We start from the raw sequence: 19,735 nt of genomic DNA on the forward strand, positions 1-19,735 counted from the left end.
ATACAATTGCATACAAAGGTTTCCACACGCCCAAAACTCCGCTATGCAGATCCTAGAACCGACTCAAGTTGGAGAGCACACGCTATGACCAAGATCAAAGTAGACAACCCCATCGTAGAGATGGATGGGGATGAAATGACCCGGATTATCTGGCAGTTTATCAAGGACAAATTGATCCTGCCTTATCTCGACCTCGACCTATTGTATTATGATTTGGGCATAGAAGAACGCGACAGAACCGAAGACCAGATTACCATTGATGCCGCCGAAAAAACCAAAGAGGTGGGCGTTGCCGTCAAATGTGCAACCATCACCCCAGACGAGGCGCGCGTCGAGGAATTTGGCCTCAAGAAAATGTGGCGCAGCCCGAACGGCACAATCCGCAATATTTTGGGCGGCGTTGTGTTTCGCCAACCCATTATCTGTAAGAACGTTCCACGTCTGGTGCCCGGATGGACCCAACCCATTGTGATTGGTCGCCACGCATTTGGCGATCAATACAAAGCCACGGACATGAAATTCCCCGGCCCCGGCCAGTTGACGATGAAATTTGTGGGCGAAGATGGCACCGAAATCGAACATGTTGTCTATGATGCGCCCTCGGCTGGGGTGTTTATGTCTATGTACAATCTGGATGACTCCATTCGTGACTTTGCACGCGCCTCGCTGAACTATGGCCTGAATTTGGGATGGCCCGTGTATCTTTCCACGAAAAACACCATTCTCAAGCAATACGACGGGCGCTTTCTCGAGCTGTTTCAAGAGATCTATGAGGCCGAGTTCAAAGAGCGCTTTGAAGAGGCGGGAATTTGGTACGAGCATCGCTTGATCGACGATATGGTTGCCTGCTGTATGAAATGGAACGGCAAGTTCGTCTGGGCCTGCAAAAACTATGATGGTGATGTGCAATCTGACACTGTCGCCCAAGGTTTTGGATCGTTGGGGCTGATGACGTCGCAACTGATGACGCCCGATGGAAAAATCGTCGAGGCCGAAGCCGCACACGGGACTGTGACACGCCATTATCGCCAGCACCAGAAAGGCGAACAGACGTCGACCAACTCGATTGCCTCGATTTACGCATGGACTGGCGGTCTCAAGCACCGCGCGACACTGGACAACAACGATGCGTTGATGACCTTTGCCGAGACGTTGGAACGCGTGATCGTCGACACGGTCGAAAGTGGTTTTATGACCAAAGACCTCGCGCTGTTGGTCGGTCCAGACCAAGGATGGCTGACCACTATGGGGTTCTTGGAGAAGATCGAAGAGAACCTGAACGCCGCTTTGGCGGGATAGGTACCTCAAGCTCTACGCGGCCTTGCGCTGCGTAGAGACACCTTTGCCACTGCCTTGTGTTGCGGCCTGCCCCTGATGGGCATGTCTATGCTTGGCTGACGATTTAGATTGCACCATCCTCGAATTTCTGGTCCGCATACTCCGAGACACAGGAGTACATCATGCCAACGGCCTATATCTATCTCATTGTCGCGGTGTTTGCCGAAACCATCGGCACTTCGGCCATGCAAGCCAGCCAACAGTTCACGCGACTGGGGCCAACGCTTGTGATGATTGCAGCATATGCAGTCTCGTTCTACTTACTGGGTCATACTCTCAAGTACCTGCCTGTCGGGATCACCTATGCCATCTGGTCGGGACTGGGCATCGTGTTTATTGCGGCGATCGGATATTTTGCCTTCAATCAACGGCTGGATTTGCCCGCAGTGCTTGGAATGGGGCTTATTCTTGTAGGGATTCTTGTGATCCACCTGTTTTCCAAGACCTCAACGCATTAAGGGGCTGGCCTTTTGGCTGTGCGCGCGATAGGGCGGGCGCGAACAGGAAAGGCTACTCCTCATGGACCTTCGCAATATCGCGATCATCGCACACGTTGACCACGGCAAAACGACTCTGGTCGATGAGCTGCTCAAGCAATCCGGCGCATTCCGGGAAAACCAAGATGTGGCCGAACGGGCCATGGATTCCAACGATCTGGAACGGGAACGCGGCATCACCATTTTTGCCAAACCCACGTCGGTCGAATGGAAAGGCACACGGATCAATATCGTGGACACGCCCGGCCACGCCGACTTTGGCGGCGAAGTTGAGCGGATTCTCAGCATGGTCGACGGTGTGGTTCTGTTGGTTGATGCGGCCGAAGGCCCGATGCCCCAGACAAAGTTTGTGACATCCAAGGCGCTGGCTCTGGGCCTGCGTCCGATTGTGGTGCTCAACAAAGTCGATAAACAAGACGCCGAACCTGACCGCGCTCTGGATGAATGCTTTGATTTGTTTGCATCCCTAGACGCCACCGAAGATCAGCTTGATTTCCCGCACATGTATGCGTCAGGTCGGTCCGGATGGGCAGATGCAGAGCTTGACGGCCCACGCAAAGATTTGCATGCGCTGTTCAACCTGATTGTGAACCACGTGCCAGAGCCAAAACAGCTCAAGCATCAAGCCGAAGACTTTCGCATGCTGGCCACGACCCTCGGCTCGGACCCTTTTGTGGGCCGTATCCTGACAGGTCGTGTTGAATCCGGCACCTTGCGTGTGGGGGCAACCGTTCAGGCGTTGACCCGCGTTGGCCAAAAGATTGAACAATTCCGCGTCACAAAAATTCAAGCGTTCCGCGGATTGGCCCAACAAGACATCGAAGAAGCCCAAGCTGGCGACATCGTTTCGCTCGCTGGTATGTCCAAAGCCACAGTTGCCGATACTATCTGTGCCTTGGCCGTTGACACGCCTCTTGAAGCTCAACCGATTGACCCGCCGACAATCACTGTGACCTTTGGCATCAACGACAGCCCGCTGGCTGGTCGCGATGGCAAAAAGGTGCAGTCACGTGTGATCCGTGACCGTTTGATGAAAGAAGCCGAGTCAAACGTTGCGATCAAAATCTCTGACACCCCTGGCGGCGAAGCCTTTGAAGTTGCCGGTCGTGGCGAACTTCAGATGGGTGTTCTTATCGAGAACATGCGCCGCGAAGGGTTCGAATTGTCGATCTCTCGCCCACAGGTTCTGATGCGCGAAGACGACGGGCAACGCATGGAGCCCATCGAAGAAGCCACCATCGACGTGGATGATGAATACTCTGGCGCGGTCATCGAAAAAATCACCGGTACCCGCAAAGGTGAATTGATCGAGATGCGCCCAGCAGGTGCTGGCAAAACCCGTATTATTGCACATGTCCCGTCTCGCGGATTGATCGGCTATCACGGTGAATTCCTGACAGACACGCGCGGCACTGGTGTTTTGAACCGTGTGTTCCACGGCTGGGCCCCTTACAAAGGTGCGATTCCTGGGCGTCGTTCGGGTGTTCTGATCTCTATGGAAGACGGTGTATCCGTCGCCTATGCGCTTTGGAACCTCGAAGATCGCGGAAAAATGATGATCGGGGCACAGGCCCAAGTCTATCAAGGGATGATCATCGGTGAACACAGCCGTGAAAATGACCTTGAAGTTAACCCGCTCAAAGGCAAAAAACTGACCAACGTACGGGCCTCGGGCACGGATGATGCGGTGCGTTTGACAACCCCGATGACGTTGTCGTTGGAAGAAGCCATCGCGTATATCAACGACGATGAACTGGTCGAAGTCACGCCCAACAATATTCGTCTGCGCAAGCGGTATCTTGATCCGCATGAACGCAAGCGCATGTCGCGCTCTAGCTAAGATAAGAACGGGCAGCTTTCGAGCTGCCCTTTTTCTTTACTGGCACAAGCTTGGTCTTGTTTCAGGCCCAATTCTGCATGATGGTGTGTCATAAGACCCGTTTGCAGAATGAACCTATATCTATGTCCCGATTATTCCACTTTTTTCTGATTCATCTCGGTATTCTCATACTCGGGTGTTTGGCTCTTTCGCAATCTGGCGTTGCCGAAGGGTTCGGCGATGAAACAATCGGCGAATTTCAGTCGCGCACCGACGTGCCACTTGAGGTCGGCGTTGGCATTCAGATCGAACAAATCACCTTTGTCGATCAGCAAGCCGAAAATTTCGGGGTTGTGGCGTCGATTGTGATGAAGATGCACATTCCCGAACTTGCCTTTGATGCCGAGGCCTATGGCAAACCATACCAAGTGCACTCTCCTGAAGACTTCATCAAACTGGCCCGCGAAAAGCTGGTCGTGTTGCCCGCCTTCATTATCGCCAACCAACAGGGACGCCGCTTTACACAACAGCATTTGGTTCTGCTCGAAGCGTCAGGAGACATAAAATACGTCGAGCGTTTTTCAACGACACTTCAAGCGCCTTACTTTAACTTCCGAAAGTATCCCTTTGATTCCCAAATATTTTATCTAGAGGTTTCTTCACTTTTCTCGGAATCATTTATCAAATTCACCCCCATAGATGATCTGTCAGGCTTGGGGGACTTATTGGGCGAAGAAGAATGGGTGCTTCACAGCCCAAAGATGGTCACCAAGACAATCGAAGGCATCACCGGTGAACCGACGTCGCAAGTTGCGCTTTCGTTTCAAGCACATCGCCATCTTCAATTCTATCTGCTCAGATTGCTGTTGCCGCTGCTGATGATCCTGTTTGTGTCATGGGCGACGTTTTTTCTTGAGGAATATCGCCGGCGCATCGATATGGCGAATGCCAACCTGCTTGTCTTTGTGGCCTTTAACTTCGCGATTTCAAGCACCCTGCCCCGACTTGGATATCTGACGTTTCTCGATTCCCTGTTGGCGGGTATGTTCGTCATCACCGGATCAATGGTCTTGGTAAACATTGCCCTGCGCCGCCTCAAAATCAAAGATCGTGAAGATTTGGCGCGCAAGATAGACCGCTATCTGGTCATCTGGGTGTACCCGTTGATGTATGTCGGATTTCTGCTCTGGGCAGCGCGCTATTTCTTGATCTGAACCCAGTTCAAATCAAAACGACCCCAAGCAATGCGATTGCGAGGGGCCGTCAAAGATGTAACGACTTTGCTTTGTCGGTTTGGTCAGATTGAAACCTTAGTCAGTGGTTTCGACGACCATCAATTCGCGTTCTGATGCGCCACGCGCATGGTTCAGGGCTTCTTGATATTCCGGGCTGTGATAACAGTCGACGGCGGCATCGACGCTTGGAAACTTGGCCACAACATTGCGTGGGCGCTCTTTGCCCTCAAGCTGTACAAATCGTCCACCACGGGCAATGAACGTGCCCCCGTGTTTGGCAATGGCAGGGCCAGCCAATTCTGCGTATTTTCCATAGGCATCTGCGTCAGTGACGGTCACATGGGCAATCCATAAGGCGGGCATGGGCTTCTCCGATTAATGTGTCTGTTCGACAGTTTAGACAAATTGCCGAACAGTCCAAGTGTTATATTTGACCATATGGTCAATAGGGTTCTAACCCTTGATCACGGCCTCTGCTGCCGAAATCGCTGCATCCGAGTTTGCAGCATCCTTGGCACCCCCTTGGGCCATATCAGGACGACCACCGCCGCCTTTACCCCCCAATTCGACCACGGCCGCCCGCACCAGATCAACCGCAGACACATTTTCAGTAAGGTCTTTGGTGACCCCAGCGGCAACAGCGACCTTGCCGTCAGCTTCGGCAATCAACAACACGGCGCCACTTTCAAGGCGGGCCTTATGTTCATCAATCAACGCCGGAAGATCGCGCCCGGACACACCGTTTACCACCTGCGCCAAGAATTTGATGCCTGCGACGTCTTTGGCTTCGGGGGCGTCCCCTTGTCCTGCTCCACCAGCCAAGGCCAGCTCGCGGCGCAGCTGCGCAACCTCGTTTTGCAGGGCTTTGCGATCATCCATCAATGCCTTAAGACGATCTGGCACATCAGCGGGTTGAGATTTAAGAGCCGCCGCCACATTCGCCATACGATTGGCTTCGCGTTCCAAATGCAAAAATGCATCATGCCCGGTCAGAGCCTCGATCCGGCGCACGCCCGAGGACGACGCGCTGTCGCCAAGCAATACAAACACACCGATATCACCGGTTTGTTTGACATGGGTGCCACCGCAAAGCTCTAGCGAATAGGTGTTCCCATCCTGACCTTTGCCGGTGCGCGCACGCCCCATCGAAACAACACGGACCTCGTCGCCGTATTTTTCCCCAAACAAGGCCTGTGCGCCCAGATCGCGCGCATCATCCGGCGTCATAATCCGTGTCTCTACGGTGGAGTTCTGGCGAATATAGGCGTTCACATCTGTCGCCACCTTGTGCAGCTCGTCCGCGCTTAGGGCCTTGCCGTGGCTAAAATCGAACCGCAACCGATCATGCGCATTCAACGATCCGCGCTGTGCAACATGATCACCAAGCGTTTCGCGCAACGCCTCGTGCAACAAATGCGTCGCAGAGTGATTTGCACGCACAGCCGTGCGTCGATCATGATCCACCTCCATCAAGACAGGGTCGCCAACCGACACAGTGCCACGATCAGATGTGAATTTGTGAGCGAACAACTTGCCATCCGCGAACTTCTGCACGTCCGTGACCGATCCAGTTTCATCGCGGTTTTCCAAACGGCTGATGTACCCATGGTCGGCCACCTGACCACCAGATTCCCCATAAAATGGGGTCTGGTTCAACACCAACCACCCACTTGTACCTTGCTCCAGGGTTGGCACCGATGCGCCATCGACAACGATGGCCAGCACTTGCCCTTCGGCGGATTCAGTATCATAGCCAAGAAAGTCCGTGGCACCGTGTTCTTCGACAATATCAAACCAGATTGCGTTGTCGGCTGCTTCGCCTGTACCTGACCACGCCGCACGCGCCTTGGCCTTTTGCTCTGCCATGGCCGCGTCAAACCCTTCTGTATCAACAGTGCGACCTTTTTCGCGCAAGGCGTCCTGTGTCAGATCAAGCGGAAACCCGAAGGTGTCATACAGTTTAAACGCCGCAGCACCTTCCAAAGGCGCGCCCTCGGCTAGACCGTCCAGCTCGTCATCCAACAGCTTGAGACCGCGTTCAAGCGTCTGCTTGAAACGGGTTTCCTCGAGGCGCAAGGTTTCCTCGATCAAGGCTTGGGCTTGGCCCAACTCAGGATAGGCGGCACCCATTTTGTTCACCAATGCAGGAACAAGGCGGTGCATCACCGGATCTTTTGCCCCCAACAAATGCGCATGACGCATCGCGCGGCGCATAATCCGGCGCAACACATATCCACGCCCATCATTCGACGGCATAACGCCATCAGCGATCAGGAATGATGTCGACCGCAGATGATCAGCGATCACACGATGATGGACGTTTTTATCCCCATACGGGTCAACCGATGTTTCGTTGGCAGAGGCCTCGATCAGCGATTTAAACAGATCAGTATCATAGTTGTCATGGCTGCCCTGAAGAAGCGCGCCGATCCGCTCGAGCCCCATGCCGGTATCAATGGACTGCATGTCCAATGCCTTCATCGAGCCATCTTCGAACTGTTCATTTTGCATGAACACGATGTTCCAGATTTCGATGAACCGATCGCCGTCCTCTTCGGGTGATCCCGGAGGGCCACCCCAAATGTGTTCGCCGTGGTCATAGAATATCTCGGTGCACGGACCACAGGGGCCTGTCGGACCCATTTGCCAGAAGTTGTCTGATGTCGCGATCCGGATGATATGATCTTCTGGAACACCGATTTTTTTCCAGATATAATAGGCTTCGTCATCCGTGTGATACACGGTCACGTACAAACGTTTGGCATCGATTCCGAAACCCTGCGTGATCAACTCCCACGCAAAGACGATGGCTTCGTCTTTGAAATAGTCCCCAAAACTAAAATTCCCGAGCATCTCAAAAAACGTGTGGTGGCGTGCGGTATATCCCACATTGTCCAGATCATTGTGTTTGCCGCCTGCGCGCACACATTTTTGCGCCGTGGTTGCACGCTGGTAATCACGGTGTTCAACACCTGTAAAAAGGTTTTTGAACTGTACCATTCCAGAATTCGCGAACATCAACGTCGGATCGTTGCGCGGCACCAAAGGGCTCGAGGCCACAATCTCGTGCCCCTGCTTGGAGAAGTAATTCAAAAATGTCGACCGGATGTCATTCAGGCTTTGCATGAGACAGGCTCTCTCGCGGCTATTTATAGGTTCCAAGCGGGTTTATCCGCCCTGCCCCTGCCTGTCCACATGTCAAAGCAACCAAGCGCGATCTGGACTCATTTTGCAGCGATTTTCGTAAGGAAATCTCCGGCTTTCAAGAGACCTGCGCGCTCCACACTGCACAGAACACCCCGCAACCGAAGTTTTGGATGGTCATCTGCCACAATCCAATCCTTGGCTGCAGCACCATAGCGGGCTTTCCACTTGACGCATCCGTCATTGAAGACATCCGAAACCTTTAAGATGGCGGTCCCCACCGATAGTAGCTGACCCACAGGGAGGTTGTCGTGGGACAAATCCATATCGACAACAAACGTATCACCTGGATGAGGCGTGTTTTCCCGATCTTGCCACACCAAATCCAATACGCGCTGTTGCAGGATACTAATTTGAATGCCGGGATGCGGGGCACCTTCTGGCGTTGTCAGCCAAGGCGACTCGAGCCACCTTTCTCCTGCGATACCCTTTTCTGGAGACACCTCAATCTGATCAACAAACTTGCGTTGATTGCGTTCTGGCCGCAGGCACAACATGCCAATGGCCGCCCTGTCTTTTGGGGCGGCCATCACATCAGGCAATGCCTGGTCCAGTTGTATTCTGGAAATTTCTGTCACGCATTATCCTTCGACAAGTGAATCGTCTTGATCAGGGTTGGGCGGCATATCGAAATCTAGTCCGTGGGCTGCGCGAATTTTATCTTCGATCTCGTATGAAATACGAGAGTTTTCTCGCAGGAAGGTTTTGGCATTTTCACGTCCCTGACCGATACGCTCATCTCCATAACTGAACCAACTGCCCGACTTAGCCACGACCCCGGCCTTAACACCCAGATCAAGCAGCTCTCCCATTTTTGAGATGCCTTCGCCATACATGATGTCAAATTCAACCTGCTTAAAGGGGGGTGCGACTTTGTTTTTGACAACTTTGACGCGGGTTGCGTTTCCAACAACCTCGTCACGATCTTTGATCGCGCCAATTCGGCGGATATCCAGACGCACAGAACTATAGAACTTCAGCGCATTACCACCTGTGGTGGTTTCTGGTGATCCAAACATGACGCCGATTTTCATCCGGATCTGGTTGATAAAGATGACCATACAGTTGCTGCGTGCAATCGATCCGGTCAGTTTGCGCATGGCTTGGCTCATCAGGCGGGCCTGAACACCCACACTGCTATCGCCCATCTCACCTTCAAGTTCTGATTTTGGAGTCAACGCGGCGACGGAATCCACCACAACCATATTCACAGCACCTGACCGCACCAATGTATCAACAATTTCAAGCGCCTGTTCACCAGTGTCGGGTTGTGAAATCAGCAGCTCGTCAAGGTCCACGCCAAGCTTCTTGGCATATTGTGGATCCAATGCATGCTCAGCATCCACAAACGCGCAAACACCACCCTTTTTTTGGGCTTCAGCCACACAGTGAAGCGTCAACGTTGTCTTGCCGGAACTCTCGGGTCCATAAATTTCTATGATACGCCCTTTTGGCAGACCACCGATGCCCAAGGCGATATCCAGCCCCAACGACCCTGTCGACACCGCTTCGATTTCCTGGATGGCGTTGCCATCACCCAGCTTCATAATCGATCCCTTGCCGAACTGACGTTCGATTTGGGCCAAAGCGCTATCGAGCGCCTTTTGTTTATCCGAGGATTTTTTGCTGCTCATTTCCAAAAGATCTGCCGTTGCCATTGTTCGGCTCCTTATTCCACACACCGTTACCGGCGGCAATGATTGCCTGTGTTCACCGCTTGTTCTCACCCCTTATGAGATCAAAACAAGAACATTTCAACATAAATTTCTCGTAACAAGTTTTTCCCAAAAGCGTTAAAGAGTAGTTTACAAAGATTTGACACGTATGACTAAAGTCACCTGAGGCCTCTAAATGCTTGTTTTCTGGAAACAAAGACTTGTCTTCCTCTCGGTTCCCAAAACAGGAACGACCGCAATCGAAACAGCGTTGGCACCGCATGCGGGCATTGTTATTTCCGATCCGCCAGAGCTTAAGCACGCCCCGCTATATAGGTATAATCGTTTTTTTCGCCCGATGTTCGAACGCGCGTGCAAAGAAGACAACATGGAAACACTGGCGGTCATGCGTGAACCCATAAGCTGGCTGGGCAGTTGGTATCGCTATCGCCAACGCGATTTCATCAAGGGACGACCAACTTCAACAAAGGGCATCACGTTTGACGAATTTGTCGATGCCTATACCCGCGGCGATCGTCCGGCCTATGCCAATGTCGGAAGCCAAGCCAAGTTTCTTGAACCACGCCCGAATGGCACGCAGATTACGCATCTCTTTCGATATGAAGACCAACCACCACTTTTGCAGTTTCTCAAGTCAAGACTGGGTGTCGACTTTGAACTCGAGCGCAAGAACGTGTCACCAACTGTGGCACTGTCTCTTTCACCAGATATCGAGGCAAAGCTCCGCCGAAAATGTGCCGCAGAGTTTGAGCTTTACGACACCATTTCGTGATCCAAAGTAAGTTGCGTTCTTACCGTTTCGGTCAAATCGACCAATGAAAATGGCTTGGGCAGGAAGACAGAGTTCGGGATACGGGCCTGTCGATCAGAAAAACTGTCTTCAGCGTACCCCGAAACAAATACGACCCGTACATCTGGCCGCTTTATACGCGCTTTGTTTACCCATGTGGGGCCATCCATGCCAGGCATCACAACATCAGTGACAAACAAGTCAATGGCCAAGCTTTCGTCCTCCAACAAATCAAGTGCTTCTTCGCCTGTGCTTGCTTCGTGCACGGTAAATCCACGCAACCGTAAAGCACGCGATGCAAATGATCTTACGGGCGCTTCGTCCTCGACCAAAAGAACGATACCAGACACGGAATCGGCGATTGCGAGAGGTTTCTCTACGACATCAACTGCCACCGGGCGTTCATCTTGTTCGTGCACGGGGAACATAAGTGTAAAACAGGTGCCCTGCCCGATTTTACTATCGACAAAGATATAGCCCCCAGTCTGCTTCACGATTCCATAGGCTGTCGATAACCCTAGGCCTGTGCCTTCTCCCAGGCGTTTTGTCGTATAAAACGGCTCGAACACTTTTTGCAGTTTATCGGCAGGAATACCTGTCCCTTGATCCAGAACGCGCACACACACATAGTGTCCAATTGGGACAATCACGCGGTCACGTGTCAAATTCTGCTTAAGATGGAGACTCTCTGTATGGATGGAAATTTCGCCTCCGTCCGGCATCGCATCGCGCGCATTGACCACCAAGTTCATAATCACCTGCTCAAGCTGGCGCTTGTCCGCGCGAACTGAGCGCAAAATAGGATCATGATTCAGCGAGAGCCTCACCTTTTCGCCGACAAGTCGATTCAACAGATGGGTCAAATCGGCCAGCGTATTGCGCAAATCCAGGACTTCTGGGCGCAGGTTTTGTTTGCGAGAGAAGGCCAGTAACTGCCCGACAAGAGCAGCGGCGCGATTGGCGTTCTGGTTGATTTGCACCAAATCTCCAAAATCGGGATCACCTTGATCATGGCGCAACAACAACAGATCGCAATGTCCTGAAATTGCAGTCAATAGATTGTTAAAATCATGCGCGATTCCACCCGCCAATTGACCGATAGCTTGCATCTTCTGACTTTGAACAAATTGTGCCTCAAGCGTTTTCAGCTCTGTGGCATCGCTCAAGACAGCGATCAAAGACACCTCATCGCCCTCAATGACCCGATTCAAGCTCACTTGCACAAAAACTTCGCGATCTTCTCTTTTTAACAGAAGGAACTCAGAATGTTTTGCGCATCTGCCCGCAGATGCCTCGGACAACCAGTCTTCGATAGAACGCCCCAAGCCTTCCATCAGATGTGTCATCTCGGTGTTGGCTGTCACCTCCAGTTTTACCAACTTTCGTGCGGCTTGATTGGCCATCAGCACCCGCCCCGTCGGAGACACTTTCAAAAGCGCGACTGGCAACCCTTCAAACTGGATCACGCCGCCTTGTGTACGGTTGGCTGAATCGTTGGCAGAAAATAGATCTCGCGACGTCCGCCGGCCACATCTACCTGCGCGACCATACATTGCTGCTGTCCAACTGCCGTTTCAATCGTGTTTGTTTGTCCAAGCTTGAAGCCCTGGTCACCAAAAATATCATCAAGCGAGGTTTTACGCTCGCCCAGCAGATCTCTGGCGGCGGCATTCATAAACAGCACTGTATTCGTGCGCCCCACAGTCAGCATCGGCAACCGTGGCATTCCACCTTGTGCCCCTCCTGCCGATGGCGCCAGACTGGGTTCTTGCTGCCACACATAGACAGACTCGCGCATACGACGGACTGTCAAGCGCACGCCGCCAGTGCGTGCAGGGAAGCTTTCTTGGACAAATCCATCAGTAAATGCACAAGCGAGCAATGACGCAATTTTGTCCTCGTGCTCTGCCTCGAACCTTCGGATCAGCTTCTCAACACCATCCCCGGAAATCGCGCGTGCGGCCGCATTTTGGGCAAGAACACGACCATGCCCATCAGTCGCCACTTCTGGAAATCCGGACGCGTCTAAATAGCTTTTCAGAGTATCTTGCTCAGAGCGTGACTTGCGTCGATGCCAAGTCGCATCCGCCACAACCACAAGCAATCCCAATCCGATAACACTTCCACAGATTGCAAAGAACAGCTTCGCCAATCCCGCTGGCGAAAGAACCGCCATGCCCCCAAAGCACACTGCCGCAAGAGACAAGATCAGCGTACGGCGACGCAGACCTGTTTCGACAGAGCCTTCATCTCTCGGTGAAAATGTTGCTGCGATCATGAAATTTTCGGCCTTTTGTGCAACCCAAAGAACAGTCCTTTGTCACACACCAACCATTAATTTCTGTTTAACCGCAAAAGACAACCTATAAGGGTAATAGCACTCAACTAAACTCGGGTAAATTGTGCAAAGAAAAATCCGTCTGATCCATCAGCCAGTGTTTTCTGCTGCCTATGCACCACCGACCACTCGGGGTTTTCTTGGACAAATTTGTCGACCTGATCCCCATTTTCCGCAGCCAAGAGGGAACAGGTTGCGTAAACCAGCATTCCGCCCTGAGCCACCAAGCCCGAGGCCTCTTGCAAAATTTGCGCCTGAACCGCGTTCAGATCATCCAACATCTCTGCGGTAAAGCGCCATTTCGCATCAGGTGTTCGGCGCCACGTGCCGGATCCAGAACAGGGTACATCGCAAAACACCACATCAAACGGTGCGTGTTGGCTGATACTGTCGGGCGCGACGATTTCAACGTCGACACCCGCGCGTGCAGCGCGCGCAGGTAAATCCTGCATTCGGTCAGGGTTCGCATCATGGGCAAAAAACGCACCCTCCATACGCCCGGCAATCGCCAGCAATTTGCCGCCGCCTCCCGCACAATAATCCAACACACGCTGTCCATCCGACCAAGGCAAAGCCGCGATCGCGGCTTGGCTGGACACATCTTGAAGCTCGACCAATCCCGTTTGATAGGCCTGACCCACGGCGACCTTGCGCGGCCCTTCCAGCACTTGCAAAGCGGTGTCAGCCTGTGACATCGGTGCGGTTGTGACACCATCGTCTTGCAAAACCAGTTGCGCAGCGTCGCGCGTTGTTTTCTTAAGGTTAACCCGCAAGCAGACGGGGGCCCGTTGCCGCAACGCATCTGCGTTTTCAGGAAACGCCGTGCCCAGATCAGTGCGCAACATGGGCACAATCCAGTCGGGCAAATCGACAGGCTCTGCCACCTTTGCCGCAACAGCCGCGACTTCGGCCTCGGTCATCGGAGCAGCGCCATAGCCATCCCCCGAGAAAAGCCGCTCAAGATCGGCCTCGTCTTGCGCCAGAACGCCAAGCATAATGCCGCGCCCATCGTCTGAACCGCCCTGAAGAGCCGCTGACGCCCGCCGACGCAGAGCATCAAACACATGATCGCGCACAGCCGCACGATCTTTGGACCCCGCAAAACGGGATTTTCGCGCCCATCCAGTGAGTGCTTTTTCCGCAGGGGTTCCAGACAAAATATCGTCTAGAATTTCAATTGCGGTCTGAATGCGCGCGCTGGGTGTCATTAACCAATCCTATAGTTCGGGCTTTCGCGGGTGATCTGAACGTCATGCACATGACTTTCTTTCAGGCCCGCACCAGTAATCTTGACGAAATTGCAGTTTTTGCGCATCTCATCCACGGTCGCACATCCGGTATAGCCCATCGCAGCCCGCAGACCACCCACAAGCTGGTGGATGACCGCGCCAGCGGAGCCTTTGTAAGGCACCTGACCTTCGATCCCTTCGGGAACAAGTTTGTCGCTGGCGGCATCTTTTTGGAAATACCGATCCGCAGAGCCACGTGCCATCGCACCCAAAGACCCCATGCCACGATAGCTCTTGAAGCTCCGGCCTTGATACAAAATCACTTCTCCGGGGCTTTCATCGGTGCCAGCAATCATCGACCCGACCATAGCACAGCTCGCGCCTGCTGCGATCGCCTTGGCAAAGTCACCCGAAAACTTGATGCCCCCATCCGCAATCACAGGAATCCCGTTGGCGCCATTGGCGCAATCCATAATCGCGGTCAACTGAGGGACGCCAACACCGGCAACCATACGTGTTGTACAAATTGAGCCCGGACCAATTCCGACTTTGACAGCGTCCGCGCCTGCATCAATCAAGGCCCGTGTGGCCGCAGCCGTGGCAACGTTGCCAGCGATCACCTGTACCGAGCTGGACAAGGCTTTGACGCGCTTGACGGCTTCGATCACCCCCTCGGAGTGGCCATGCGCAGTATCCACAACCACAATGTCGACGCCGGCGTCGATCAAGGCCTCGGAACGTTCAAACCCTGAATCACCAACCGAGCTGGCCGCTGCGACACGCAGTCTGCCAAGGTCGTCCTTACAGGCTGTTGGATTCAAAACTGCTTGTTCGGTGTCTTTCAGCGTCAACAACCCCGTGAGCTTGCCCTGACCGTCCGTCACCAAAAGCTTTTCGATCCGGCGCGCCTTCATCAAAGATTTGGCTTCTTCAAGTTCAGCCGGTTCTTGCAACATCGCCAGATTGTCAGAGGTCATCATCACTGACACTGGTGTTTTGTCATCCGAGGCGAACCGCATGTCGCGGTTTGTCACGATACCGACAACACGGCCATCGCCATCAACTACAGGAAACCCTGTGACGCGATACCGCTCCTGAAGCGCCTTGGCATCCGCCAGCGTTTGATCTGCGGTTAGTGTAATCGGATTATAAACAATCCCGGACTCAAAGCGCTTTACCCGCCGCACCTGAAGGGCTTGTTCTTGCAAATCGAGGTTCTTGTGAATGACTCCCATGCCGCCGGCTTGGGCGATGGCAATCGCCATGCGCGCCTCGGTCACGGTGTCCATTGCAGAACTCATCAGGGGAATATTCAACGCGATTGAGTTGGTCACATGTGTCCGCGTATCCGCAGTACTCGGCAGCACGCTGGACGCGGCTGGAACCAATAAAACATCGTCGAAAGTGAGCGCCTCACGAATCTCCATCACACATCTCCTTGAGTGGGGTCGTTTGACGCCTCCCTATTGCATGCCCGCCTCGCTCATTAAACCCCCATTTTCATCATACCACCGTCCCTAGGATCAAAATCTCGGCTTTTGCGAAGCATACCGACCCCACCGAACCAACACGATTCATCGAAATTTGTGCAGCGGCGCGTATATGCACGCCCCAATTCCCATCATAATTCCTGCCACATGACGCAGCTTTGCCATTTGATGCCGCTCCTTGCCTTTCACATGACTTATGGCCACATATGCTGAACGTGCGCGAACAAGACAACAGGACCAACTTTGATGAGCAACGACCCCCTCGTGATCTTTACGCCTTCGGGCAAACGCGGCCACTTTGCGGCAGGCACTCCTATTCTGACCGCCGCACGCCAATTGGGCGTCGATTTGGACTCGGTGTGTGGCGGACGTGGCATTTGTTCAAAATGTCAGATTACCCCATCTTATGGCGAGTTCTCGAAACATGGTGTGACCGTTGCCGAAGATGCGTTGTCAGAGTGGAACAGCGTCGAGCAGAGATACAAAGACAAACGCGGCCTGATCGACGGACGCCGCTTGGGATGTCAGGCCACCATACAAGGCGACATCGTTGTGGATGTGCCGCCAGAATCGCAAGTGCACCGACAAGTGGTGCGCAAGGCGGCGTCGAACCGCACAATTGTGATGGATCCAGCCACACATCTGTATTTTGTCGAGGTCGATGAACCCGATATGCACGAACCCACAGGCGATCTTGAACGTCTGGCGCGTGCGCTCAAGGATCAATGGGACATCGAGCACATCACCGCCGACCTGTCCATTATGACACGCCTGCAACCCGTGTTGCGCAAAGGAAAATGGCAAGTCACCGTTGCCTTGCACAAATCGCACACGGCAACCGCCCACAAAGTGCTCGAGATTTGGCCCGGCCTGACAGAAGACCGGATTTACGGGCTTGCAATTGATCTGGGGTCGACCACCATCGCCGCGCATCTCTGTGATCTGCGCAATGGCGAGGTCAAAGCGTCATCTGGTGTGATGAACCCGCAAATTCGTTTTGGCGAAGACCTTATGAGCCGCGTATCGTATTCCATGATGAATCCGGGCGGCGACAAGGAAATGACAAATGCCGTGCGCACAGCCATTAACGGCCTGACCGAAGCCATCGCCACCGAAGCCGACATCAGGCCGTTTCAAATTCTCGAAACCGTGTTTGTATGTAATCCAGTGATGCATCACCTCTTGCTCGGCATCGATCCTGTTGAACTGGGACAGGCTCCATTTGCGCTGGCAACCTCAGACTCCATGTCGCTGAATGCGCGTGACCTTGATCTGAGTGTGATGAATGAAAATGCACAGGTCTATATTTTGCCCTGTATTGCGGGTCACGTGGGTGCTGATGCTGCTGCGGTGGCCCTCTCAGAAGCGCCGAACACATCAGAAGACCTTGTTCTGGTGGTCGATGTCGGCACCAACGCCGAACTCTTGCTGGGCAACAAAGATCGGGTTCTGGCCTGTTCGTCGCCAACCGGCCCCGCATTTGAGGGCGCGCAGATTTCAAGTGGACAGCGCGCCGCCCCAGGTGCCATTGAACGCATCGAAATCAATCCCGACACCAAAGAACCTCGGTTTCGCGTGATCGGCTCTGATATCTGGTCTGACGAAGACGGATTTGACGTGGCCATTGCAACCACAGGCATTACCGGCATTTGCGGGTCTGGGATCATCGAAGCAGTCGCCGAGATGCGCATGGCCGGTCTTGTAGACTCGAAGGGGCTCATTGGCTCAAGCGCGCAAACCGGCACCGAGCGGTCTGTGGCCGAGGGCCGCACACACTCCTATCTTATTCATGATGCCTCTGACCAAGGTGGCCCCCGTATTAGTGTGACCCAAGGCGACATTCGGGCCATCCAGTTGGCCAAATCTGCCCTGTATGCAGGCGCCCGCTTGTTGATGGACGAAATGGGCGTCGACAAGGTGGATCGCGTCGTTCTTGCAGGCGCATTTGGGGCATATATTTCAACCAAACATGCGATGGTATTGGGCATGATCCCCGATGCACCTTTGGACAAGGTCAGCTCTGCGGGGAACGCCGCCGGCACAGGGGCCCGCATTGCACTGTCCAATCTTGCGGCACGTCGCGAGATTGAAAAAGTCGTGCGCGAAATTGTCAAAGTGGAAACAGCCATCGAACCCAAATTTCAGGAACATTTTGTCAATGCAAATGCGATCCCGCATGCCACTGATCCGTTCCTTGAACTGGCCAAAGTCACCAACCTGCCGGACAACAACTTTAATACAAAAAGCAACGACTCGGGTGACACAGGCGGTCGCCGCCGACGCCGTCGCAGCTAACCCGCGTACATGGCGGCATCTTTACCCGTTTGGATGCCGTCTTTTTCTTGTCGAAACTATTGCACGGGTTGTTGACCCCTGACGTGAGCTCAAGTACCTGTGCGTGGCGCGAAGCGGGTATGGTGAAATGGTATCATGCGAGCTTCCCAAGCTTAAGGTGCGGGTTCGATTCCCGCTACCCGCTCCAGCCTTCTAGTCGGCGGATTCGCGCGTCTCTTCACACTTCAAAACATACTCGAGAAGATGTGCGGTCGACGGATTTGCATCCTCAGGAAGCGCCCCACCTTCGAAAGCTGGCGCAAAAGCTCGTGCCAGCTCTTTGCCAAATTCGACACCCCATTGGTCAAAAGAGTTGATCCCAAGCGCCACCCCTTCGACAAACACACGATGTTCATACAACGCAATGATCTGACCCAGCACAAATGGTGTGAGTTTGGGATACACCAACGTCGTGGACGGGCGGTTGCCCGAAAATGTCTTTTGGCTGGCCAACAGACGCGCGTCTTCGGGCTCAATTCCTTGATCCAACAATTCGCGATAGGCAACTTCCAAGGTTTTGCCCCGCATCAGGGCTTCGGATTGCGCCAAGCAATTCCCAACCAACACTTTGTGATGGTGCCTCAAGTCAGGCTCGTGGCCATTCGCTCCAACCAGAAACTCACACGGGACAACTTGCTGACCCTGATGGATCAGTTGAAAGAATGCGTGTTGCCCATTTGTGCCGGGTTCACCCCAAACAACGGGACCGCCGCCATGCTCCAAGGGGTTGCCCTGCATGTCGACACCCTTGCCGTTGCTCTCCATTTCAAGCTGTTGAAGATACGCAGGCAAGCGCGCGAGCCGCTGTTCATATGGGATCACTGCACGGGTGCCATATCCACAAATTTGATGATGCCACAGGCCCACCAAGGCCAGCAAAACGGGCATATTCTCCAACGCAGGCGTGGTCAGGAAATGCTGATCCATATCGAGCCCGCCCTTCAGGAACTCCGAGAATGCCTCGGGGCCGATTGACACCATCAGCGACAGTCCGATCGGGCTCCAGACGGAGTACCTACCCCCAATATAGCTTCCGAACCCGAATACCTGTGAATCTGGGATTCCAATGGCGCTGGTCAGGCCCACTGCAGATGAAATTGCCACAAATCGCGATGGCGCATCCGGCACTGATTGTGACATCCATGCCAGTGCGGATCGCGCATTTTGCATAGTTTCTAAGGTCGTAAAGCTTTTTGACGCCACGATCACCATCGTTGTATGCGGATCAAGGTCAAACAATGTGTCATGCAAATCAGCACCATCTGCATTGGCAACAAAATGGCATTTCGGCCCATCGCCGTAAGGAGACAAGGCTTGGACCGCCATTGCAGGCCCGAGATCTGATCCACCAATTCCGATATTCACAACATCAGTGATTGTCACACCATCGCCCGGCCACGCACCGGAACGCACGTCATGCGCAAAAGACTCGAGCCGTGCGTGACCTGCGCGTGTATCCGCGAGGACATGCTCTCCGTCGACAACTATCTCAGGCCAATCCGCTGACTGGGCCACGCGCGGCGCGATATGCAAAACCGAACGCCCTTCGGTTTCGTTGATCGCAGCCCCCGAAAACATTGCCTCACGCTTGGCTTCAAAATCAACGTCATCAAGGAGTGCTTTGAAATCGTTCAGAATATCAAAATCAAGATTGGTTTTAGAGTAGTCAAACAGCAAGCCGTTGTGAGACATAGAAAAGCGAGACGCGCGCGCGCCCGAAGAGAACAGCGATGCTATTGATCTCGTTGCCACATCTTGGTGGCGGGTTTTAAGTGTTTCCCACAT

General features: G+C 53.5%; 15 protein-coding genes and 1 tRNA gene. 7 read left to right on the plus strand and 9 right to left on the minus strand.

Translation table 11 applies throughout. The features are described 5' to 3' along the window. The first annotated feature begins 84 nt into the window (after positions 1 to 84). The 4 genes from FAP39_RS07130 (at position 85) to FAP39_RS07145 (ending at position 4,868) form a co-directional block, all read left to right on the plus strand. A complete protein-coding gene (locus tag FAP39_RS07130; RefSeq protein WP_138015710.1) occupies positions 85 to 1,299 on the plus strand; it encodes an NADP-dependent isocitrate dehydrogenase in 1,215 nt (404 codons plus the stop codon). A gap of 161 nt (positions 1,300 to 1,460) precedes the next feature. Further along, a complete protein-coding gene (locus FAP39_RS07135; protein WP_138015711.1) occupies positions 1,461 to 1,796 on the plus strand; it encodes a DMT family transporter in 336 nt (111 codons plus the stop codon). Positions 1,797 to 1,857: 61 nt separating this feature from the next. Further along, on the plus strand, positions 1,858 to 3,675 hold the full coding sequence (typA, locus tag FAP39_RS07140) for a translational GTPase TypA (RefSeq protein ID WP_138015712.1): 1,818 nt from the start codon (positions 1,858 to 1,860) through the stop codon (positions 3,673 to 3,675). Between the two features lie 122 nt (positions 3,676 to 3,797). Then, positions 3,798 to 4,868 (plus strand): ligand-gated ion channel, encoded by a 1,071-nt coding sequence (locus FAP39_RS07145; protein ID WP_171006800.1) that lies wholly within the window; start codon positions 3,798 to 3,800, stop codon positions 4,866 to 4,868. Between the two features lie 96 nt (positions 4,869 to 4,964). Here FAP39_RS07145 and FAP39_RS07150 read toward each other — a convergent pair whose 3' ends face one another. The 4 genes from FAP39_RS07150 to recA all read right to left on the minus strand — a co-directional run bounded on the left by FAP39_RS07150 (position 4,965) and on the right by recA (position 9,751). Continuing rightward, complete coding sequence (locus FAP39_RS07150; protein WP_138015714.1) at positions 4,965 to 5,252, minus strand: DUF1330 domain-containing protein; 288 nt, start codon at positions 5,250 to 5,252, stop codon at positions 4,965 to 4,967. Positions 5,253 to 5,342: 90 nt separating this feature from the next. Further along, entirely contained in the window at positions 5,343 to 8,015 is a 2,673-nt protein-coding gene (gene alaS / locus FAP39_RS07155; RefSeq protein WP_138015715.1) for an alanine--tRNA ligase, read from the minus strand. Positions 8,016 to 8,113: 98 nt separating this feature from the next. After that, complete coding sequence (locus tag FAP39_RS07160) at positions 8,114 to 8,623, minus strand: hypothetical protein (RefSeq protein WP_138015798.1); 510 nt, start codon at positions 8,621 to 8,623, stop codon at positions 8,114 to 8,116. A gap of 51 nt (positions 8,624 to 8,674) precedes the next feature. Next, entirely contained in the window at positions 8,675 to 9,751 is a 1,077-nt protein-coding gene (gene recA / locus FAP39_RS07165) for a recombinase RecA (RefSeq protein WP_138015716.1), read from the minus strand. A gap of 193 nt (positions 9,752 to 9,944) precedes the next feature. On the opposite strand from recA, the gene FAP39_RS07170 reads away from it, so the two are divergent. Next, entirely contained in the window at positions 9,945 to 10,541 is a 597-nt protein-coding gene (locus FAP39_RS07170; RefSeq protein WP_138015717.1) for a gamma-glutamyl kinase, read from the plus strand. On the opposite strand, the gene FAP39_RS07175 is transcribed toward FAP39_RS07170, so the two are convergent. From FAP39_RS07175 to guaB, 4 genes are all read right to left on the minus strand, one after another. Beyond that, a complete protein-coding gene (locus FAP39_RS07175) occupies positions 10,523 to 12,025 on the minus strand; it encodes an ATP-binding protein (protein WP_342777178.1) in 1,503 nt (500 codons plus the stop codon). The two genes, FAP39_RS07170 and FAP39_RS07175, sit on opposite strands and share 19 nt — an antisense overlap. After that, on the minus strand, positions 12,022 to 12,837 hold the full coding sequence (locus tag FAP39_RS17965; RefSeq protein ID WP_342777179.1) for a hypothetical protein: 816 nt from the start codon (positions 12,835 to 12,837) through the stop codon (positions 12,022 to 12,024). The genes FAP39_RS07175 and FAP39_RS17965 overlap by 4 nt, the downstream gene beginning before the upstream one ends. 107 nt (positions 12,838 to 12,944) lie before the next feature. Then, positions 12,945 to 14,105, minus strand: a complete 1,161-nt coding sequence (locus tag FAP39_RS07180) for an RsmB/NOP family class I SAM-dependent RNA methyltransferase (RefSeq protein ID WP_138015718.1) — start codon at positions 14,103 to 14,105, stop codon at positions 12,945 to 12,947. Next, positions 14,105 to 15,553 carry an IMP dehydrogenase gene (gene guaB / locus FAP39_RS07185; protein ID WP_138015719.1) on the minus strand — a complete coding sequence of 483 codons (1,449 nt, stop codon included), beginning with the start codon at positions 15,551 to 15,553 and terminating at the stop codon, positions 14,105 to 14,107. Before guaB ends, FAP39_RS07180 begins: the two co-directional genes overlap by 1 nt. 309 nt (positions 15,554 to 15,862) lie before the next feature. Between guaB and FAP39_RS07190 the strand changes: the two genes are divergently transcribed. Beyond that, positions 15,863 to 17,911: an ASKHA domain-containing protein gene (locus tag FAP39_RS07190; RefSeq protein WP_138015720.1), complete on the plus strand. Its 2,049-nt coding sequence runs from the start codon at positions 15,863 to 15,865 to the stop codon at positions 17,909 to 17,911. A 113-nt stretch (positions 17,912 to 18,024) separates the two neighbouring features. Further along, a tRNA-Gly gene (locus FAP39_RS07195) sits at positions 18,025 to 18,098 on the plus strand. A 5-nt stretch (positions 18,099 to 18,103) separates the two neighbouring features. Here the strand turns inward: FAP39_RS07195 and pgi are convergent. Further along, on the minus strand, positions 18,104 to 19,735 hold the full coding sequence (gene pgi, locus FAP39_RS07200; protein ID WP_138015721.1) for a glucose-6-phosphate isomerase: 1,632 nt from the start codon (positions 19,733 to 19,735) through the stop codon (positions 18,104 to 18,106).

This window comes from Shimia litoralis, assembly GCF_005518135.1.
Classification (GTDB): Bacteria; Pseudomonadota; Alphaproteobacteria; order Rhodobacterales; family Rhodobacteraceae; genus Shimia_E; species Shimia_E litoralis.